The sequence below is a fragment of the Marinomonas sp. ABL3_031 genome (assembly GCF_056161265.1).
The window spans coordinates 361,146-380,772 of the sequence record NZ_JBSWYU010000002.1 but is presented as its reverse complement, the minus strand read 5'-3'; the positions used below and the strand labels follow the sequence as shown (position 1 = coordinate 380,772).

General features: G+C 44.9%; 18 protein-coding genes. 9 read left to right on the top strand and 9 right to left on the bottom strand.

The window, feature by feature from the left end; all coding sequences use genetic code 11:
• Positions 1 to 27: 27 nt before the first annotated feature.
• Both ACXAH2_RS04290 and ACXAH2_RS04285 read right to left on the bottom strand, forming a co-directional pair.
• Positions 28 to 2,154 carry a TRAP transporter permease gene (locus tag ACXAH2_RS04290; protein WP_475076930.1) on the bottom strand — a complete coding sequence of 709 codons (2,127 nt, stop codon included), beginning with the start codon at positions 2,152 to 2,154 and terminating at the stop codon, positions 28 to 30.
• Positions 2,155 to 2,226: 72 nt separating this feature from the next.
• Positions 2,227 to 3,255 (bottom strand): TAXI family TRAP transporter solute-binding subunit, encoded by a 1,029-nt coding sequence (locus ACXAH2_RS04285; RefSeq protein ID WP_475076929.1) that lies wholly within the window; start codon positions 3,253 to 3,255, stop codon positions 2,227 to 2,229.
• 369 nt (positions 3,256 to 3,624) lie between these two features.
• On the opposite strand from ACXAH2_RS04285, the gene ACXAH2_RS04280 reads away from it, so the two are divergent.
• From ACXAH2_RS04280 to ACXAH2_RS04265, 4 genes are all read left to right on the top strand, one after another.
• The gene (locus tag ACXAH2_RS04280) at positions 3,625 to 4,245 is read left to right on the top strand and encodes an HAD family hydrolase (protein ID WP_475076928.1); all 621 of its coding nucleotides are present in this window, start codon (positions 3,625 to 3,627) and stop codon (positions 4,243 to 4,245) included.
• An 11-nt stretch (positions 4,246 to 4,256) separates the two neighbouring features.
• Entirely contained in the window at positions 4,257 to 5,009 is a 753-nt protein-coding gene (locus ACXAH2_RS04275; protein WP_475076927.1) for a class I SAM-dependent methyltransferase, read from the top strand.
• A 130-nt stretch (positions 5,010 to 5,139) separates the two neighbouring features.
• Positions 5,140 to 7,098 (top strand): acetate--CoA ligase, encoded by a 1,959-nt coding sequence (gene acs / locus ACXAH2_RS04270; RefSeq protein WP_475076926.1) that lies wholly within the window; start codon positions 5,140 to 5,142, stop codon positions 7,096 to 7,098.
• Between the two features lie 28 nt (positions 7,099 to 7,126).
• Complete coding sequence (locus tag ACXAH2_RS04265; RefSeq protein WP_475076925.1) at positions 7,127 to 7,771, top strand: LuxR C-terminal-related transcriptional regulator; 645 nt, start codon at positions 7,127 to 7,129, stop codon at positions 7,769 to 7,771.
• 30 nt (positions 7,772 to 7,801) lie between these two features.
• Here the strand turns inward: ACXAH2_RS04265 and yidD are convergent, their stop codons facing one another.
• Complete coding sequence (yidD, locus tag ACXAH2_RS04260) at positions 7,802 to 8,068, bottom strand: membrane protein insertion efficiency factor YidD (protein WP_475076924.1); 267 nt, start codon at positions 8,066 to 8,068, stop codon at positions 7,802 to 7,804.
• 90 nt (positions 8,069 to 8,158) lie between these two features.
• Here yidD and ACXAH2_RS04255 point away from each other — a divergent pair, with 90 nt between their 5' ends.
• The 3 genes from ACXAH2_RS04255 to ACXAH2_RS04245 are packed head-to-tail and all read left to right on the top strand — an operon-like array spanning position 8,159 to position 12,024.
• Positions 8,159 to 9,025 (top strand): prephenate dehydratase, encoded by an 867-nt coding sequence (locus ACXAH2_RS04255; RefSeq protein ID WP_475076923.1) that lies wholly within the window; start codon positions 8,159 to 8,161, stop codon positions 9,023 to 9,025.
• A 38-nt stretch (positions 9,026 to 9,063) separates the two neighbouring features.
• Positions 9,064 to 11,103, top strand: a complete 2,040-nt coding sequence (locus ACXAH2_RS04250) for a TonB-dependent receptor plug domain-containing protein (RefSeq protein ID WP_475076922.1) — start codon at positions 9,064 to 9,066, stop codon at positions 11,101 to 11,103.
• Between the two features lie 54 nt (positions 11,104 to 11,157).
• On the top strand, positions 11,158 to 12,024 hold the full coding sequence (locus ACXAH2_RS04245; protein WP_475076921.1) for a hypothetical protein: 867 nt from the start codon (positions 11,158 to 11,160) through the stop codon (positions 12,022 to 12,024).
• An 18-nt stretch (positions 12,025 to 12,042) separates the two neighbouring features.
• On the opposite strand, the gene ACXAH2_RS04240 is transcribed toward ACXAH2_RS04245, so the two are convergent.
• Entirely contained in the window at positions 12,043 to 12,804 is a 762-nt protein-coding gene (locus ACXAH2_RS04240) for an alpha/beta fold hydrolase (protein ID WP_475076920.1), read from the bottom strand.
• An 80-nt stretch (positions 12,805 to 12,884) separates the two neighbouring features.
• On the opposite strand from ACXAH2_RS04240, the gene ACXAH2_RS04235 reads away from it, so the two are divergent.
• A complete protein-coding gene (locus ACXAH2_RS04235; RefSeq protein ID WP_475076919.1) occupies positions 12,885 to 13,499 on the top strand; it encodes a CDP-alcohol phosphatidyltransferase family protein in 615 nt (204 codons plus the stop codon).
• 12 nt (positions 13,500 to 13,511) lie between these two features.
• On the opposite strand, the gene yfaE is transcribed toward ACXAH2_RS04235, so the two are convergent.
• From yfaE to ACXAH2_RS04215, 4 genes are all read right to left on the bottom strand, one after another.
• Positions 13,512 to 13,844 (bottom strand): class I ribonucleotide reductase maintenance protein YfaE, encoded by a 333-nt coding sequence (gene yfaE / locus ACXAH2_RS04230; protein WP_475076918.1) that lies wholly within the window; start codon positions 13,842 to 13,844, stop codon positions 13,512 to 13,514.
• Positions 13,828 to 14,961: a class Ia ribonucleoside-diphosphate reductase subunit beta gene (gene nrdB, locus ACXAH2_RS04225; protein ID WP_475076917.1), complete on the bottom strand. Its 1,134-nt coding sequence runs from the start codon at positions 14,959 to 14,961 to the stop codon at positions 13,828 to 13,830. Before nrdB ends, yfaE begins: the two co-directional genes overlap by 17 nt.
• A 126-nt stretch (positions 14,962 to 15,087) precedes the next feature.
• The gene (gene nrdA, locus ACXAH2_RS04220) at positions 15,088 to 17,352 is read right to left on the bottom strand and encodes a class 1a ribonucleoside-diphosphate reductase subunit alpha (protein ID WP_475076916.1); all 2,265 of its coding nucleotides are present in this window, start codon (positions 17,350 to 17,352) and stop codon (positions 15,088 to 15,090) included.
• A 303-nt stretch (positions 17,353 to 17,655) separates the two neighbouring features.
• Positions 17,656 to 18,384, bottom strand: a complete 729-nt coding sequence (locus tag ACXAH2_RS04215) for a heparan-alpha-glucosaminide N-acetyltransferase (protein ID WP_475076915.1) — start codon at positions 18,382 to 18,384, stop codon at positions 17,656 to 17,658.
• Between the two features lie 22 nt (positions 18,385 to 18,406).
• Between ACXAH2_RS04215 and ACXAH2_RS04210 the strand changes: the two genes are divergently transcribed.
• Positions 18,407 to 18,964, top strand: coding sequence for an alpha-ketoglutarate-dependent dioxygenase AlkB family protein (locus tag ACXAH2_RS04210; protein ID WP_475076914.1), 558 nt, complete (start codon positions 18,407 to 18,409; stop codon positions 18,962 to 18,964).
• 18 nt (positions 18,965 to 18,982) lie between these two features.
• On the opposite strand, the gene pdxH is transcribed toward ACXAH2_RS04210, so the two are convergent.
• On the bottom strand, positions 18,983 to 19,627 hold the full coding sequence (pdxH, locus tag ACXAH2_RS04205) for a pyridoxamine 5'-phosphate oxidase (protein ID WP_475076913.1): 645 nt from the start codon (positions 19,625 to 19,627) through the stop codon (positions 18,983 to 18,985).

Here is a 19,627-nt window from a genome sequence, read left to right as displayed (position 1 = left end):
CAGGCTTTTTTATAGCACAGTTTCAGATTATTGGACGCTTGTTTGATAACTACGATTGCCCAATACGAACAGCACAAGGAATAACCCTAAGCCAATAGATTGCAGCCAGATCTCCAAATTTGGCCAAAGCATTAAGATGGCTGCAGACAGTGCGACTAGGCGATATGGCAAGTTTAGCTTGTCTTCTAAATAACCTTCCATTGCAGCAACCAAGGCATACAAACCGAAAATGCCGAAAAAGCATAAACGCATTAAGGTTTCCGTGTCGCCACCAATTAACTGAGTGTAAGCCATTAAGAGAGGCACTATATATAAGCCTTTGGCCAGTTTCCAAGCCGTCATGCCAGTTAACATAGGCGGTGTTTTGGCAATGGCGGCAGCGGCAAAAGCAGTCAAACAGACAGGTGGAGTGACATTACTGTCTTGTGATAGCCAGAAGATGATCATGTGCGCGGTGACCAAAATCATTGCCACATGCTCCGCTCCTAATGCTTGATCCATCAACATGCCTTTAAAGTCGTTAGGTACTTGTGCCACCAAAGCTTGTGCTTGATCTATTGGCATACCTTGCGCTAAAGCACCCAGTACACTGGGGTCAACCAGCATGAAAATGGCGTGAGCTGTCTCTGGCAAACTGCCTGAAGCAATCATTTCGACCAACTGACTTTCAGCAATCAGATTAAATAGCGCCGGTGCAGACAGAGTGCCTAAGACAATATAGGAGGCGGTCACAGGTAACCCCATGCCCAGAATTAATGAGGCAATGGCCACCAAGACAATCGTCAAGAAAAGGCTACCTCCCGCCCAGTTGGTGATTAACAAGGAGAAGGTATTGCCTACGCCTGTGGTACTAATTACATTGACGACCAAGCCGATACCTATCAATAAAACCGCTGTGGTCGACATATTTTTGGCCCCTTGTGCCATGGCATCGAGAATCGCTACTGGCCCCATTTTATGTCGTTTGGATAGAAAAGAAGCCAAGATAACAGCAATGATACTCAAACCCGCCGCATAGGTTGGCGTAAAGCCTTGTATTAGAAGGGTGACCAACACACCGAGTGGAATGATGTGATGCCAGCCTTCTTTGAGTACTTGTGACACCACAATCTGGCTATCATCTAATGTGGCCACTACCTTGCTGCGTTTGGCTTCCACGCGCACAAAAAAGCCCACGGATAAAAAGTACAGTAAAGCCGGAATGGCAGCCGCACCTATGATGGTGACATAAGACACTTGCGTGTAGGATGCCATGATAAAAGCCCCCGCCCCCATTACCGGTGGCATTAACTGACCGCCAGTGGAAGCGGCCGCTTCAATGCCTGCAGCGAAACGAGCGGGGAAGCCAGCACGGCGCATTAAAGGAATGGTAATGACCCCAGTGGAAACCGTATTGGCAACCGAAGAACCGGAAACTGAGCCCATTAAACCAGAACCCAGCACCGCCACGAAACCTGGGCCACCAATCATTTTGCTGGCCAAAGCGCGGGATAAATCTATGATGAAATCACCAGCTCCCGATTTGACTAAGAAAGCACCAAATAAGATGAACATGAAGACAAAGCTCCATGAAATTCGTGAGATGGAACCAAACATGCCATCGCTACTAAAAAAGCTGCGATAGAGTAAGGTTTCCATGCTTAGGCCAGGGAAGGTAAACATCCCGCTTAACCATTGCCCCCAAACCACGACGTAGCTTAAGGCAATAAAAATCAATACTGGAATAAACCAGCCGCTGGTGCGTCGTATAAGTTCCAATGACAGCAACACTGCTGTGCCTGAAACCATCCAATCACTGGTAACAAAGGTGACGCCACGAGCGTATAAGGCATCTTCAAAGAAGATGATATAGAGCACCATGCCCGCCAGAGCCAGCACTATGATGCTATCGCCAATGAGAGCCAATTTACTGTGTTGCCATTTGGGTGTGGCAGGTATCAGTAGGGCGCAGAGTGCACCAAAGCCTGCAAAGTGAAAAGCAGATACCCATAATTCAGGTAAGGTGGCTATGGTGTTGATGTAGATGTGTGCAACCGCTAAAAAAATGGATAGGGTAAAGACCAAACGATTAAGCCAAGGACCAGAACGGTATTTGGTTTCGAAGTCTTCTAAATTAATGTCTTGGTCGTTTGTGGATGGCGAAGAAGCAGTCATTAACAAGCTACCTTAGATGAACAAAAAAGAGAATGCGCCGTACTAGGTACGGCGCTAACTTGAGCAGGTGAACTAGTCTGCGATCAAACGTGCAGGAATCTCGATACCAACTTCACGATAGTAACGCGCTGCGCCAGGGTGCAGCGGTACAGGAAGACCTGCGATGGCTTTTTCAATCGACATAACAGACGTCGCTTTGTGAATCGCGCTTAGGTAGCCTAAGTTTTCGTACAAAGATTTGGTTAACTGATACACATCTTCTTCAGACATGTCGGCACGAGTGGCTAAGAAGTTGGGTTGAGCTACTGTATTAATATCCTTGGTTTGACCTGGGTAAGTATTGGCAGGGATCACATATCGTGTCCACAATTGGTAGTCACCGTTCGCCTCTTTCATTTGTTCATCGGTAAAATCCAATACAGTTACTTTATCGCCCATAGAGGCATACAAGCGTGTTACCGCACTAACCGGAACGCCTGCCGGTGTGTTCATGCCTTCGATGTTACCGTTTTGCATGGCGTCAGCACTGGCACCGTAACCCATGTAGGCCAAGCTGAATTTGTCAGGGTCAATGCCCAATCCCTTCAATTGTTGGCGACCAGAGCCTTCTGTTCCTGAGTTTTTCTTACCGATAGAGAACTTGTTGTTGGTGCCTTCTAAGTCTTTTAGATCGGTTACTGTGCCTGTTTGGGCGAGTTCTGTCTTGAGAACAAAATGTTCTACATTTTGCCATAACATAGATACTGAGCGCAGTTCACTCTGTTGACCAACTTGTTCGAAAGGTCCTTCACCACCCCATGCCCAAGCACCGTATAGACCTTGTAAAATAGCGAATTGCGCCTGATTTTCACGTAACAATTTGATGTTCTCACCTGATCCTGCCGAACTAATGGCAGAGACAGAAAGGCCAAATTTTGGTTCCAACTTGATCTTACTAAGGGTGGCAATGGCTACGCCAACAGGATAGTAAGTACCACCCGTTGAAGCGGTTGCTAAGATATAATTTCGCTTGTCTGCAGCGGATGCCGAGGTAGCAGAAAAAGTTAATGCTACCGCAGTAGCGCCCGTCAGAAGTGCTTTGCTAACAAATCCCAATTTCATTTTATTTTTCTCCTATTTTGGGTTTGATTCAATTCTTGAATAGCGAAAACCGTACCAACTTCATAACCATATGAAAATTATAGGTTTTTCATTTTTATGTAATCAGGGATATGACGTTTTCTCCTGTTTTGAGCAATTTCTTGCTGATTTTATGAAACAAGGTATCGGCAATTTTTTGCTTATTAGCTAAGACGTAAACAGGTAACCTGGATACGGCAATGGCTCCAGCGTTTCTTTAATAACACAGACGTTCAGAAGACGTATTTATGTTTTCCTATCAATCAATGAAAAAACACGATTCACTGTCTTTTTTACAATTAGATACCTTAGTATAAGCAATAAATTGCCGACGGGGACAAAAGCTTAAAAATGACACAGCAGCATCATATTCGTGTAGTAATGTTTGATCTTGGTAATGTATTAGTGGACTTAGGAGAAGTGTCACAAATGCATGCTATGTTGAATACTCAAGGAGAAGAATCGCAAGTCTGGTTGCAGTGGCTACGATCTCCTGCAGTAAAAGCCTTTGATACAGGCAAAATTGATTTCGATACTTTTGCAAGCCGACTGTTGGCGGAAGTAAACAGCCGTGCTGATAAAGAAAGTTTTAAACAGGCTTTTCAAGCATGGCCAAGAGGTTTATTCGATGGTGCGCTAGACTTGGTAAAGCAAGTGAAGCCAGAGTACCATAAAGCCATTTTGTCTAATACGAACGCGGCGCATTGGCCAAGGCTATTGGATGAAATGGGATTGGCGGGACAATTTCATCATTATTTTGCTTCGCATCAACTAGGCTTGGTGAAACCAGAGTCAGAAATTTATCAAGTTGTGTTAGACAAGTTACAGGTCGCAGCACAGGATATTTTGTTTATTGATGATAATCAAATCAACATAGACATGGCGCAGTCGCTTGGCATGCATGCATACCGTGTAAAAGGTGTCTCCCAAGCGCGGCAAGTGCTGGAAAAGTACCAGGTGTTGGTCAACTAAAGAGGGTTGTTATGCGAGTTTTTGATGGCGTCAGTTCAACCAATTATTCTCGAACTCGTCCTATGTATCCGCCAGAATTTTACTATTGGCTGTTTCAACAAGTATCAAAGCCTAACGTGGCTTGGGATTGCGCTTGTGGAACTGGACAAGTGGCGTTGGATTTAGCGGCCTATTTTGAACGAGTAGAAGCCTCTGATATCAGTGAGTCACAAATTCATGCTGCGTCGCCACATCGCCGCATCCATTATCAAGTTTCGCCTGCTGAAAAGACGCCTTATGAAGATCAATCGTTTGATTTGGTGTGTGTTGCGCAAGCCCTACATTGGTTTGATTTGGATGTGTTTTGGCGGGAATTAAAGCGAGTTTTAAAGCCAGGTGGTATGTTCGTCTGTATGGGTTATAACCGTCTGTCGGTTGGTCCACAAGAAGATAAGGCCATAAATGAGCATGTTCTACCTTTGTTAGCGCCTTATTGGCCATCAGAAAGTCGCTTATTGTGGAATCAATATGATGATGTTGAATTTCCTGTTGAGCTAATACCTGTTCCAAAATTTGAGTTGACCTGTCATTGGACAGTCACACAGGTGCAAGATTTGATGTTGAGTTGGTCAAGCAGTCAAGCTTTCATTGCAGAACAAGGAAAATCTGGCGAGGAAGCTCTGTTGCAAAGTATGGAACTTTTAAAAGCAGCTTGGCAAACTCCCAATCAAAAGCAAGATGTGAGCTTGCCTTTTTTTGTCAAAGCGGGTCGTTTTAATGGCTAACAAGGTTATGATCAAGATGGTAAGTTGTTTCCTTCCATGAGAAAGTAAGACTAAAGTGGAATAGCGAGTCATGGATAGGCCGTTATAGTAGTTCTGCATCCGAATAAAAACAGCAACAATGGAGCGGGTTATGAAATCTGTATATAGCGATATTTCAGTAGCAGCGGAAAAACAGGCTAATATCAGTCAGACTGAGTTTGCAAAACGCTATCAAGAATCGATTGAAAACCCAGACGAATTTTGGGGCAGGGAAGGTAAGCGTTTGGATTGGTTCAAAGCTTACAGCAAAGTAAAAAATACCTCTTTCGCACGTGGCAATGTCAGCATCAAATGGTTTGAAGATGGTGAATTGAACGTAGCGCACAATTGTATTGATCGCCATTTACCAGCCTTGGCGGATAAAGTCGCTTATTATTGCGAAGGTGATCAAGAATCCGATGAAAAAGTGGCCATCACCTATCAAACCTTGCACGACGAAGTGGGTCGCCTCGCCAATTTATTAAAACGTCAAGGAATAAAAAAGGGCGATCGTGTTGCTATTTACATGCCTATGATACCGCAAGCTGTCTACAGTATGTTGGCTTGTGCTCGAATTGGAGCCATTCATTCGGTGATCTTTGGAGGCTTCTCTGCTCATGCGATTGCAGACCGTCTCAATGACTGCGGTGTGAAGCTGGTGATAACGGCGGACGAAGGCAAACGCGCTGGGAACACCATTCCTCTGAAACATAATGTCGACATGGCACTAGAAGACAATGCTTGCCCAAGTGTGGAAAGCGTTTTGGTGTACCGATATACGCAAAAAGACATTCCTTGGGAAGCTGGACGTGATGTGGATTGGGCTAAAGCAGTCGTTAGTGAAAGCACAGCATGTCCTGCAGAGCCGATGAACGCAGAAGACCCTCTGTTTATCCTCTACACTTCTGGTTCCACTGGTAAACCTAAAGGCGTAGTGCATACCACGGGCGGCTATTTGGTTTATGCTTCGCTTACTCATGAAGTGGTATTTGACCTTAAACCTGATGATGTTTATTGGTGTGCTGCGGACGTGGGTTGGATCACAGGCCATAGTTACATGGTTTACGGCCCGCTTACCAATGGGGCGACCAGTATTTTGTTTGAAGGGGTACCCACCTTCCCTGATTCAGGCCGCATTGGTCGAGTGGTGGATAAGTTTGATGTTACCATTTTGTACACAGCACCAACGGCCATTCGCGCTTTAATGGCAAAAGGTGATGAAGCGACGAAAAGCAGCGAACGTAAATCATTGCGTGTTCTTGGTAGTGTCGGTGAACCCATCAATCCTGAAGCTTGGTCTTGGTATTTCAGCGAAATAGGCAATTCCTCTTGTCCCATTGTGGACACGTGGTGGCAAACGGAAACTGGCGGCATGATGATGACACCGAGAGTGGGTCAGGGGGATGCTAAGCCAGGTTTCTGTACTGGACCTTTATACGGTGTGCAGCCTGCTTTAGTGGATGCACAGGGAGATATCCAACGTCAGCAAGGCGCGTTAGTGGAGGGTGGCTTGGTTCTGACCGATTCTTGGCCGGGCCAAGCGAGAACTGTATACGGTGATCATGAACGTTTTGAACAAACTTACTTCAGTACTTTCGATGGTATGTATTTTACGGGTGATGGCGCTTCTCGTGACGAAGATGGCCATTATCTCATAACGGGACGCATGGACGACGTATTGAATGTGTCTGGTCACCGTTTGGGCACAGCGGAAATTGAAAGTGCCTTGGTTGCTCATCCTGCGGTTGCTGAAGCGGCGATTGTGGGGTATCCGCACGACATCAAAGGTCAAGGCATTTATGTTTATGTTACGCCTGTCGTTGGGGTCACACCAGATGACGAGTTGAGTCAGTCTCTTAAGCAATTTGTGCGTCAAGAAATTGGTCCAATAGCGACGCCCGATTTGATCCAATGGGCGAGTCGCGGTTTGCCAAAAACACGTTCCGGTAAAATTATGCGTCGTATTTTGCGTAAAATTGCAGCTAATGAGCAGGATCAATTAGGCGATACTAGCACACTCGCGGATCCAAGCGTGGTTGATGATTTGATCGAAAACCGTTTAAATGGGTGACATAGTTCCTAATGCAAAAGGATAACAAGTGCTGTCACTGGTAATTGCGGATGATCATCCATTGTTTCGCAGTGCGTTGAGTAGCGCATTGCAAACGGAAATGACCAATCTACACATAGTCGAAGCCAATGATTTGGATTCGACTATGTTGTGTCTGGAACAAGCAAATGAATTGGACTTGTTATTGCTCGATTTGAATATGCCGGGCAGTGGTGATTTGTATGGCTTGATCCGAATTCGAAAAGCCTATCCAGATGTTCCAGTGGCAATCATTTCTGGCAGTGAAGACAGTGCCTTGGTCGCCAAAGTCATTGCCGCGGGCGCGTTGGGTTTCATTCCAAAAACCAGTGAACCCAGTACTTATGTGGAAGCCATTAATGCTATTTTGGGTGGTGATATTTGGTTACCAAAGTGTATTCAGCGAGCCGTTAAGGAGCAGCCCAAAGCGGATCTTACCATGCAAAAGCGTGTGGCTGAGCTAACACCCCAACAATACAAAGTGTTGTGTTACCTACATGAGGGTTTGCTAAACAAGCAGATTGCCTACGAACTATCCATTTCTGAGGCCACAGTGAAAGCACACATCACCGCCATCTTTCGTAAACTGGAAATCAATAATCGTACTCAAGCTGTGCTGGTGGCGAGCGAATTGAAGTTGACCATGACGGCCTAATAAAAGCGAGTAGACAGAATGTCACAACATTTAGTCTGACGTTTTGTTCGTATCGCACTTAGTACAGGTTTTATGTGGTTGTTTGTCCGGTACTGGGTCTTCTCCCCCTGCATGCCAAGGGTGACATTTCAATAAGCGTCGAACACTTAAATAACTTCCTTTAATGACCCCGAAACGCTCAATAGCCTGAATACTGTATTGCGAGCAAGAAGGGTAAAAACGGCAATTATTTCCCAATAATGGGCTAATACAATACTGATATATTTTGATGATAAAGATGGCAATGGTTTTCAGCATAGTAGGTCAGTAATTTGTTAGATTAAGGATGTATCTAGCAGACTCTATTTGGTAATGTAAGATAACGAAAGTCTTAAGATGTATTATATTATGCCAGATTCTTCTTTAACACTTGATGCCGGTCAAATCGTCGCTTATCAAGGCGAGCCGGGCGCTTACTCACACCTTGCTTGTAAACATACTTTTCCTGACTGGAACACGGTCAATTGCGCGACCTTTGCAGATGCTTTGCAGATGGTTGAAAAGGGTGACGCTTATTACGCCATGATCCCAGTTGAAAACTCCACCGCGGGGCGAGTAGAAGAAATTTACCGCGAACTGCGCAAAACCCAACTGTATGTGGTGAAAGAGCATTTTGAGCCCGTGAATCATTGTTTGATTGCGCGTCACGATATGACCTTATCTGACATTACGCGAATTGGCAGTCACCCCCAAGCTTTGGCGCAATGTGATACCAACATCAAAGCCTTGGAGGCGAAAAGCCAAGCCATGTATGACACGGCTGGTGCAGCCAAACACATAGCGGAACAAGATGAACCTGGTTTGGCAGTGATTTCTTCTGAGTTAGCGGCGGAATTATACGGCTTACAGGTACTAAAAATGCATTTTAATGATACGCAAGGTAATACGACGCGCTTTTTGGTTCTGTCTCGTCAGCAGAAAATGCCAGTTTATGAAACGCAACATACTTACATTACTTCTTTTATGTTTCGTGTACGCAACATCCCTGCCGCTCTGTACAAAGCCATGGGGGGCTTTGCCACACAAGGTATCAATATGTTGAAGCTAGAAAGTTATATGGTAAATGGGAATTTCACCGCCACGCAGTTCTACGTGGATGTGGAAGCGCATTTTCAAGCACCCGACATGCAAGCAGCACTGGAAGAGTTGCGCTTCTTTTCTGAAGAAGTGCGAATCTTGGGAACCTATCTGGCGGACGAATATAGGCTTAAGTAGTTACCATGCGATTTACAGTGAGTATTTTGGGGCTCTGGATGAGCAGCATGGCTGTTTGGGCTGACAGCGACACCTCCAACTATGAGATTCTTTTCAATGATCCATTGATGGATGAAAAGTACAGTGAAGAAGACTTTGTCGATAAGTCATCTTATGCCGACGGGAATGATATCAGTGGCTACGATGGTTTTTTGGATGTGATTCCTGTTGTAGTTACCCCTTCTAAAATTTCCCAACCAAGAGTGGATGTCTCTTCTACTTTGTCTGTTTTGGATGGTGAATTCATACGACGAGTCAATGTGCAGTACGTAGAGGATTTATTGCAGTTTGTGCCGGGCTTTTCTGTGGCGCCATACCATGCCTCTAGTGAAATAGTCGCGTCTTATCATGGCACTCAATTAGATCAATATCGACGCATACAGGTATTGATCAATGGTCGCTCAGTTTACAGTGTAGGTATCGCGCGAGTGGAATGGGCAACCTTGCCCATCAGTATTGAGGATGTGGCACGTGTAGAGGTCAATCGCGGACCAAATGCGGCCAGTTATGGCATCAATTCCTTTTTTGCTGTGGTCAATATCATTACCCGCTCTCCACTTGAAACCTTAGGTAACAGTGTTTCCACTTATGCGGGATCTCAGGGGGATTATCGCTTGTATGGTCAGCACAGTGGCTTGAGTGGTGATTGGAGTTATCGGGCATCGGCCTCTACGAATAATATTGCTGGTTTTGATCTAGATGACGAGGGAGACGACCGTCATGATGGCCATGGTGCCAGTATGGGTAATCTGTTAATGATCAAGGAAACGGCCACCACGAGTTTCGATTTGGACTTAGGAGCGAGTTATTTGGTCGCGAACATTGAGCCGTCGGAATATGGCCTGAATTCATACGATATCAATGACCCTGAACGTATTGTTCATCGCGAGCACATTAAGATGGCCTATCAGTGGCAGACATCGGAGTATCACGAACTCAAACTGCAAGCCTACTACGATGAATCGGATATTTACGAATGGCATCAAGTGACTCTGTCGCCAACTTTTTATGCACAAATTTTTGGTGACACGATTAGCTCTGATCTCGAAGAATCCTATGAAGTGGACTTAGTTGAAACACGACGTGATATAGAGCTGCAAAGTACATGGCAAGCATCTGAGCAACTTAGAGTGATCTCAGCGTTAGGGTATCGTTGGGAAAACGCACAATCTGAGCATTATTTGTCGGGCACTGCAGAAGATGAAGTGTTTCGCTTGTCTTCAAATGTGGAGTATCGAGTTAATTCAGGTTGGGTGTTGAACACAGGTGCAATGTTCGAGCACAGTGACATGAGTGGGGGCTTTCTTTCTCCTAAGTTGGGTTTGACCTATAAGTTAAGCGAACAAGATGCGCTGAGATTCAATGTTTCTAAAGCCGTTCGCACACCGGATTTAGCGGATGAATATTTGCGTTGGCATTATGTCTTATCAAACGGCGCGACTTCAACCACGACTTACGCGGATGAGGGAGAAAAGGCGGAGAAAATCACTTCTTATGAGTTGGGTTATTATCATTTTTGGCCAAGTAACAGAATCTCCCTAGACATTAAACTCTACCATGATGAAGTGGATGACATGGTATTGAGTTCAAAAGTGTTTTCAGCATTTAGTGGTATTGATGCTCCGATAGAAGAAGGCGTTACTGAAGACGTTGCGATTAACGGTGTCGAATTGGAATTAGATTGGCGAACGCGATCGGGCGCCATGACGCGTATTACTTTTGCCTACCAAGATACGGATACCGACAATGAACAGCTTAAACGGGCTACAACCCCTGTGATTGTATCATTATTTGGCAGTCTTCCCTTGGCCGATAATTGGTCTGCGCAAGGCTATTATTGGTACGGTAAAGACTTGGGGGGATTGGATTATAAACTACTGAATTTCTGGTTGTCCTACCGCCATTCTTTCGGACTTTATACCAAAGCGAATTTCGGTGTAGGAGCAGAAGGTCGATTGGACGACAATGGTTTTGTCACCAAAAATAATAATTTTGAGAAAGACACCTATACTTATGTATTTGCCAGTCTTAGCTTTTAGCGTCGGAATATGATCATTTTGAAAAGGATTTTTTCAATCATTATAGGCTGTCTGATGGCTTTCCAAGTCTCGGCAGCCATATTTGTGCTGCATGATTCTGATGAAAGTTCAGTGCGCTCTTTGAGTTTTCAATTGTCAAAGCGTCTGTCTATCAACGAGTCACCTATTCCTGTGCGAGACACTTTCTTCCTCAACAACATTGCTCGAGTTGAAGCACAAGATGTGGTGGTAACCATTGGTGCCAAGTCATTTAAACAGGCTTGTTTGGCCATGTCTCGTGGCGCGGTAATTGGTCTTTTTATTGGTCGGGAAGAATTTTACAGTCTTTCTAAAAACTGTTCTGTAAGCCATTCCGCGGTCTTCTCAGGTGCCCCAGTGGAGAAACGTTTGGCCTTGTTGAAAGCCATTTGGTTGGATCCAAAACCCTTGGCGGTGTTGTTTTCTGACGCTTTACAATTGGATCAAGCTGTAATGCAACAAAAGGCGGAAAAATATGGTTTTGAGTTTGTCTTCTGGCAGACCAACACCGATCGTATGTCGGTTTTGATGTCAGTTAACCACTTGTTGGAAGAGTCTGAATTAGTATTTTCTTTAGTGGATAGCCAATTGTTCCAAAAAGGTAATGCTCAAGACATACTCAAATTGCTGTTTCATCAACGAAAAGTGATGATCGGTTCCTCTTTTGCCTTCGTACGCGCTGGTGCTTTGTTTGCTATTCATTCTGATGCTGATGCTAAATTAACCTTATTGAGTAAGATGGTCACTCGTTGGCAGAGCACTGGTATTTTGCCTCCGGCAGGTTATCCAAGTGTATTAAAGGTGAGTTTTAATCCCTATTTGGTGAAAGCACACGGTATTGTGTTGCCCTCTCAACTCTATTTAAAAGAACAGTTTGGTCTGTGTTCTGACACAGAATGTTAAAACGAGTACGGGTCAATATTATCCATTCAGTAAAAAGCGCTTTACCAGACTGGTAAAGGGGATGGGTTTTTCTGCATGCAACCAATGTCCAGTGCCAGCAAGCATTTTGTAGTCAGCATTAGGGAAAGCCTCCATGATAGCCTGTTGGTAATCCGCAATGATGTAATCAGAATGTTCACCCTTAATGAATAGGGTGGTTAACGGATTGTGTAGCGTTAACTGAGGTTTCTGGAGAATAGTCGGGTAGGCTGAGGCAATTTGCTCAACCGCCAAATCCAAGACTAAGCCTTGTTCCGTTTTACTGAGGTTTTTCAGTAAAAATTGACGTACCGCCATATTCGGCTCGTATTCAGCCAATAGCTTATCTGCGTCTTTGCGACTCTTAAAGACTTGGCTTTTTAATGCTTGCAGACCTTGCAGAATTTTGGTGTGACTGGCTTGATAATCGACTGGTGCTATGTCCACCACAATGAGCTTTTCTATCTTGCTGGTGAGACTGGCCATTTGCATGGCGACTTTGCCACCCATGGAATGGCCAAGAAGATAGAAAGAATCCAAACCGGCTTGCTCCGCCCACGTCAATATGGCTTCAGCCATTTTGGGGTAAGTGGCTGCTTCCATGGTGGCGGATTTGCCATGATTAGGGAGATCAACACAATACACAGTAAAATTTTCAGCAAGGGATTGGGCAATGGAGTGCCAGTTGTTAGCATTACCAAATAAACCATGAATAACCATTAAGTTTGGGCCGGTTGAACCATACTGTTTTACGTGTGTCATACTAACCTTGCTGTTGCAGAATGTGTGTTTATTATATCAAGCCAGCTTGGCTTTCGTCTTCACAAAAGAGAAGTAACCTGATGTTTGACCCTTTTTTCATTAAGCACTTGAAGTCGCCATTGCGTAATCTTGCCAAAGCCATTGATGCTCTTGGCATCACCGCCAATCAAATCACCATAGTGGGATTCATAGTAGGAATGTTGAGCCTACCTGCTTTGTATTGGCAAGCTTACGATCTGGCTTTGTGGTGCGTGATCATCAACCGTTTGATGGATGGCTTAGATGGCGCTGTGGCGCGCTTGCAAGGACCAACGGATTTGGGCGGATATTTAGACATCACCTTAGATTTTATTTTCTATTCAGGGGTGGTGTTTGGGTTCGCGCTTGCCAATCCATTGGACAATAGTTTGGCAGCGGCTTTCTTGATTTTTGCTTTTATGGGCACGGGAAGCAGTTTTTTAGCCTTTGCGATTATGGCGCAAAAACGCAACATCGAACGTTTGGAATACGGTAATAAGTCCCTATATTTCTTAGGCGGTTTGGCGGAAGGGGCAGAAACCATTGCCTTCTTGGTATTAGCTTGCTTATTGCCAAATTATTTCAGCGTTTTGGCCTATGTGTTCGGCTGCATTTGTTGGCTAACGACAGCCACGCGCTTGTACGCAGGCTATCAAACCTTGCGCGAAGAAAAATAGAAGAGAGGTTTGTTAGTCGAAGAAGGCGATTTCAATGTCGCTTTTGACAATGGCGCAACAGGCGAGTAAATAGCCGCTTTGTACCCAAGCCATGGGCTCGAATGGGTAACTCACTTGTCCCCACAGCAGCTTTATCGAACAAGACGAGCAGTAACCTTCACGACACTGGTATTCAACATGAATACCAGCACGCTCGAGTTGAATCAATAAGGGTTCATCTTCTGTTACCAGAATTTGCTTTTTACCCAGCAACACACGGTGAACTTGATCCTTGTCCTGAGCAGGTGATGACGTCTGTTCTGCTTGCTCAGGTTGGTAGATGTCTACTTTAGAGGTCGAAGTCATCGAAATCCGATTCGTCTAGATCATTGTCAATTTGGCCAACCAAGTAAGAGCTGATTTCCGCTTCTTGTGGCGCAACTTGCACGTTATCACTTACTAACCAAGCATTGATCCATGGAATCGGGTTGTGCTTAGTTTCAAAATAAGCTTCTAAACCAACGGCTTGCATACGAACGTTACTGATGTATTCCACATACTGACCTAGGATTTGCGCGTTTAGACCAATCATAGAGCCATCTTTAAACAAGTAGCTGGCCCATTCTTTTTCCTGTTGAGCCGCTTCGATGAAGATGTCACGCATTTCATCTTTGCATTGTGCCGCAATGGTTGCCATTTCTGGATCGTCTTTGCCTGATGCCATTAGGTTCAACATATGCTGAGTGCCTGTTAAATGCAGGGCTTCGTCACGGGCAATCAGTTTAATGATCTTAGCGTTACCTTCCATCAAAGTACGTTCAGCGAAGGCAAAACTGCACGCGAAACTGACGTAGAAGCGAATGGCTTCCAGTACGTTCACGGAAGCGATGGTCAGGTACAGGGCTTTTTTCAGTTCCGGCATAGAGATGTCAACATCGCCTTTGCCGGGAATATTGAAAGTCCCTAAGCCCATGGTGTTGTAAATATTGACCATCTCAATCAAACGATCATAGTACTTGGAGACGCTGTCGGCGCGTTTGGTGATTTCTTCGTTGTTCACAATGTCATCGAAGATCTTGGTTGGGTCGTTAACAATGTTACGAATGATGTGGGTGTAAGAACGACTGTGAATGGTTTCACTGAACGACCAAGTCTCAATCCAGGTTTCCAGTTCAGGCAATGACACAATGGGCAGCAGGGCCACATTGGGTGAGCGTCCTTGTACGCTGTCTAGCAAGGTTTGGTACTTTAAGTTGCTTAAGAAAATATGTTGTTCGTGTTCTTCTAAGCGTTGAAAATCTTTGCGGTCAGTAGAGAGATCGACTTCTTCTGGACGCCAGAAAAAAGACAACTGCTTCTCGATCAGCTTTTCAAAAATAGGGTGCTTCTGTTGATCATAACGAGCAACGTTGACGTTTTCACCAAAGAACATAGGTTCTTTCATGCTGTCGAAATGTTTGCGGTTGAAAGTCGAATAACTCATCTCGCAATAATATCCTCTAATGCGCAAGGCTGCGAACCGCGAGCCTTGTTAATTAATGTGTTTGGCTTTTTAACATGACTAAGCCCCAATGAAATGGGGCTTAGGTTTTACGTAAGTCGGGCGTCTTTAGATCTTACAAGCACCGCCTGCGCAATCGTCCATGTCTTCCTGTTTGTCTTCGGCCCCGTCACGAGTGTTATGATAGTAAAGTGTTTTTACACCCAATTTATAAGCTGTTAACAGATCCTTCAAAATCACCTTCATGGGTACTTTTTGCGATTCAAACTTTTGTGGGTCGTAGTTAGTGTTAGCGGAAATCGCTTGGTCAACGAACTTCTGCATGATGCCAACAAGTTGTAGGTAACCATCGTTGGATGGAATGCTCCACAATAATTCGTAGTTGTCTTTTAGGCGTTCAAACTCCGGAACCACTTGCTTCAAGATGCCATCTTTACTGGCTTTAATCGACACGAAACCACGTGGTGGCTCGATACCATTGGTCGCGTTACTGATCTGAGAAGAGGTCTCAGAAGGCATCAGTGCCGTCAACGTCGAATTACGCAGGCCATGTTCCACAATCTCTTTACGCAAGGCTTCCCAATCGTAATCTAGGGTTGGCGGGCAAACCGTATCGATTTCTTTCTTGTAACTGTCGATTGGCAAAATGCCTTTCGAGTAAGTGGTTTCGTCAAAGGCTAAGCAAGGGCCGAATTCTTTTGACAACCTGTTAGACGCTTTTAGCAAGAAGTACTGAATGGCTTCAAATGTCTTGTGCGTTAACTCGTTGGCACTGCCATCTGAATATTTCACACCATTTTTCGCCAAGTAGTAAGCGTAGTTGATGACGCCGACACCCAAGGTGCGACGCAATTCTGTTGCACGCTGAGCCGCTGGAATTGGGTAATTTTGGTAATCCAACAAGCTGTCCAAGGCGCGAACAATCAATTCAGCCAATTCTTCTAGCTCGTTCAAATCTTCAAGCGTACCTAGGTTGAATGCCGATAAGGTACACAAGGCAATTTCACCTTCAGGGTCGTCAACGCGTTGTAGTGGTTTGGTCGGCAAAGCAATTTCTAAACACAGGTTACTTTGTTTAACCGGTGCCATTTTAGGGTCGAATGGGCTGTGCGTATTACAGTGGTCAACGTTTTGTAGGTAAATACGACCTGTACTGGCACGCTCAGAAGCAAATAAAGTAAATAATTCAGAGGCTTTAATGCTTTGCTTACGAATGCTGTCGTCTTGCTCATAAAGTGTGTAAAGACGATCAAATTCTTCCTGATCTGCGAAGAAAGCATCGTACAAACCAGGTACATCCGATGGGCTGAACAAGGTGATGTTTTCGCCCTTGATCAAACGTTGGTACATCAAGCGGTTGAATTGCACGCCGTAATCCAAATGACGAACACGGTTTTCCTCGACACCACGGTTATTCTTCAATACCAATAGGCTTTCTACTTCCAAGTGCCAAATAGGGTAGAACACGGTTGCCGCGCCACCACGTACGCCGCCTTGTGAACAGCTCTTCACCGCTGTCTGGAAGTGCTTGTAGAAAGGAATACAACCTGTGTGGAAAGCTTCGCCACCACGAATTGGGCTACCTAATGCACGAATGGCACCAGCATTGACACCAATGCCTGCACGTTGGCTCACGTATTTCACAATCGCGCTTGAGGTGGCATTGATGGAATCCAGAGAATCACCACATTCAATCAATACACAGCTACTAAACTGGCGAGTTGGGGTACGGATACCGGACATGATGGGTGTTGGCAAAGAGATCTTGAACTGAGAGACGGCATCATAGAAACGACGAATGAAATCCAGACGTGTGCTCTTGTCATAGTTAGCGAACAAGCACGCCGCAACCAAGATGTAGATAAACTGTGGGCTTTCGTAAATGTCCCCAGAGACGCGATTTTGAACTAGGTACTTACCTTCGAGTTGTTTTACTGCCGCGTAAGAGAAGTTCATATCACGTGAGTGATCAATGAAGCTGTTCAATTGATCGAACTCTTCTGCGCTGTAGTCTTCTAGTAAGTGCGCATCATAACGATTCTGCGCTACTAATTTTTTCACATGGTCAAGCAAATGCGGTGGTTCAAAGTCACCAAAGGCTTTTTTGCGCAAATGAAAGATGGCAAGGCGTGCTGCTAAGTACTGATAATCTGGTGTATTCTCCGAAATCAAATCCGCCGCAGATTTGATTAGGGTTTCGTGAATATCCGTAGTACGAATGCCTTCAAAGAATTGTATTTGAGCTTTCAATTCTACTTGGGAAACGGAGACATTATCTAACCCTTCAGCGGCCCACATAATGACTTTATGAATCTTGTCTAGATCGATATTTTCGGTCGTCCCGTTACGTTTAGTAACTGTGAGAGTGCTCATGCCTTAACTTCCCATTAGCGCATTATTAGAAAAAGTGTTACTACACACTATATTGTGTTTGTTTACATAAATAAACACTACATATAGTGTTTTATTTGAAATCTGTAACGAACAATAGTGCCCAATGGATTGAAAATCAAGGCTTGAAAAACAGCGAAAATTAAGAAATTTATACTGACTAAGTGGTTACTTACCTTGTCTGCTTGATCATTGTTAGATTGCCAATTTGGCAAGCGCTGAAAAAGGTTTTTGTAGCAATTTTTAACGTCGAAAATCAGGTGATTTTAATTGCACAAAAAAAGCTCAAGATAACCGCTCAAGCACCATTTTGAAACCAGCTACTGCACTGAATAAAATCATTTGATGCACTAAATAGATAGGTAAGGCATGACGTCCTATAAAAGCCAGTAGTCGTACTGGTAAGGTTTGTCCTATGTGGCGCTTATGCCAGCCGAGGTAGCCTAATAAAGGCCCAATGAGTACCACGCCAATCCAAGGAAAAGGAAAGACAATGTCCAAAGTGCGAAATGGCAAAGTGATAATGTGTTCAGTAATAAAGCCAAAAGCATTGGGAAAGAGTAGCCAATCGGTTGTTTTATATATCACCAGAATACCGGCGCCGAGTAATGCGGAGAACAACGGCCACCTAAGCAAAGGGCGGGTCAATAAAGAAGCGACAAAGATAAAATGCAAAATACCAAAGTAAATCCACTGATTGGGGGCTGCCAAATAAGTGGCTAAAGAAATGGCCGTGGCAGAAATGAACAGCTTTAGGTCACGAGGCCAAAAGGCATTGGCTTTGCTGGATTGTAAGGCTAAATAGCTTGACCAACCGACAGCGGTTAAAAAAAGCGTTAGAATCAAGCTGCGAAAGTGGATCCAAAAAGGGTCGTGAATGGCAAACTCAAGAAAGTTAAAGTGTCGCAAATCCCAACAAAAGTGGAACACTATCATCAGCGCAACCGCAAGGCCGCGATACGCATCCAATAACAAACTGCGGTTCGTACTAATGGACTGAATAGGGGAAAGCATGATATCAAAGGTACGGGTCTAAATGGCGATCAAACCATCATACCGCTACTTATTTTCCAGCTCAAGCCAGCAAGGGTTAATGGCCAAGTTGCAACAGGAGCTGACGTGGCAGCGAGAGACTTTGCGCATGTATGGTCGCGATGTTCAGGTGCCAAGGCAAGTGGCTTTTGTGGCCGATGCGGGCGTTTGCTATCGCTACTCGGGCAAAGATCATCTTGGCACTGGATGGCCAGATGTTTTATTGGCGGTAAAGCAGGAAGCGGAACAGCTTGCAGGACAAAGCTTTAACGCGGTTTTGCTGAATTGGTATGAGAATGGAGAAGAGTACATGGGCTGGCACGCGGATGACGAAGCCAGTCTAGGCCCTGCGCCTGTGGTGGCCATGTTGAGTTTGGGGGCAAGACGCAGTTTTGTGTTTCGCTACAAACAAGATCACAGTATTAAGCACAGTATTGAAGTGGAAGATGCTTCTTGGTTGATCATGGCACCATCAGTACAAGTTTTATGGCAACATACTCTGCCGGTTAGGAAAAAGGTCAAACATGAGCGTATCAGTTTGACCTTTCGACGTTTACTATGAATTTAACAAGGCTCGAGATTAGGGCGCTTTACGGGTTCGGCTCCAACCCTCATTTTGTTTAGTAAAACAGATTCGGTCGTGTAAACGGCTTGGGCGACCTTGCCAAAATTCGATAAAGCGAGGTGCTAAAACATAGCCGCCCCAGTTATCTGGGCAAGGTATCTTATCTTGCTCAGCAAACTTGGCTTTTTCCTCAGCATAAGCGTCTATTAGTTCCTCTCGGTCGGCAATTACCGCACTTTGCTGCGAGGTTCTTGCTGCCAATTGACTGTCACGAGGACGCGTGGCGAAGTAATCGCTGGACACCTGACGTGCGACTTTTTCAATTTCCCCTTCAATGCGAATTTGGCGGGATAAGGCGGGCCAGAAAAAGTTAATGCAGGCTTTGTTGTTGGCCGTAAGCTGTTGGCCTTTTTCACTGTCGTAGTTGGTGAAAAAGATAAACCCTGAATCATCCCGTTGTTTTAATAAGACCACCCGTGAATGCGGCCATCCGTCGGCCCCGACCGTGCTTAATGTCATGGCCGTTGGGTCATCAAGACATTGCTCGATGGCATTTTCTAACCAGTGATCGAATAAATCGAAAGGCTTGTCTCCGACGGATTCTTCAAGCAAATCATCAAATTGATAGTCACGACGGATGGAGTGCAAATCTCTGTTCAT

Excerpts from the sequence above, each read along its gene's own strand:
- ACXAH2_RS04290 (WP_475076930.1), bottom strand. The coding sequence starts at position 2,154 with ATGACTGCTTCTTCGCCATCCACAAACGACCAAGACATTAATTTAGAA.
- ACXAH2_RS04285 (WP_475076929.1), bottom strand. The coding sequence starts at position 3,255 with ATGAAATTGGGATTTGTTAGCAAAGCACTTCTGACGGGCGCTACTGCG.
- ACXAH2_RS04280 (WP_475076928.1), top strand. The coding sequence starts at position 3,625 with ATGACACAGCAGCATCATATTCGTGTAGTAATGTTTGATCTTGGTAAT.
- ACXAH2_RS04275 (WP_475076927.1), top strand. The coding sequence starts at position 4,257 with ATGCGAGTTTTTGATGGCGTCAGTTCAACCAATTATTCTCGAACTCGT.
- acs (WP_475076926.1), top strand. The coding sequence starts at position 5,140 with ATGAAATCTGTATATAGCGATATTTCAGTAGCAGCGGAAAAACAGGCT.
- yidD (WP_475076924.1), bottom strand. The coding sequence starts at position 8,068 with ATGCTGAAAACCATTGCCATCTTTATCATCAAAATATATCAGTATTGT.
- ACXAH2_RS04255 (WP_475076923.1), top strand. The coding sequence starts at position 8,159 with ATGCCAGATTCTTCTTTAACACTTGATGCCGGTCAAATCGTCGCTTAT.
- ACXAH2_RS04250 (WP_475076922.1), top strand. The coding sequence starts at position 9,064 with ATGAGCAGCATGGCTGTTTGGGCTGACAGCGACACCTCCAACTATGAG.
- ACXAH2_RS04245 (WP_475076921.1), top strand. The coding sequence starts at position 11,158 with ATGGCTTTCCAAGTCTCGGCAGCCATATTTGTGCTGCATGATTCTGAT.
- ACXAH2_RS04240 (WP_475076920.1), bottom strand. The coding sequence starts at position 12,804 with ATGACACACGTAAAACAGTATGGTTCAACCGGCCCAAACTTAATGGTT.
- ACXAH2_RS04235 (WP_475076919.1), top strand. The coding sequence starts at position 12,885 with ATGTTTGACCCTTTTTTCATTAAGCACTTGAAGTCGCCATTGCGTAAT.
- yfaE (WP_475076918.1), bottom strand. The coding sequence starts at position 13,844 with ATGACTTCGACCTCTAAAGTAGACATCTACCAACCTGAGCAAGCAGAA.
- nrdB (WP_475076917.1), bottom strand. The coding sequence starts at position 14,961 with ATGAGTTATTCGACTTTCAACCGCAAACATTTCGACAGCATGAAAGAA.
- nrdA (WP_475076916.1), bottom strand. The coding sequence starts at position 17,352 with ATGAGCACTCTCACAGTTACTAAACGTAACGGGACGACCGAAAATATC.
- ACXAH2_RS04215 (WP_475076915.1), bottom strand. The coding sequence starts at position 18,384 with ATGCTTTCCCCTATTCAGTCCATTAGTACGAACCGCAGTTTGTTATTG.
- ACXAH2_RS04210 (WP_475076914.1), top strand. The coding sequence starts at position 18,407 with ATGGCGATCAAACCATCATACCGCTACTTATTTTCCAGCTCAAGCCAG.
- pdxH (WP_475076913.1), bottom strand. The coding sequence starts at position 19,627 with ATGAACAGAGATTTGCACTCCATCCGTCGTGACTATCAATTTGATGAT.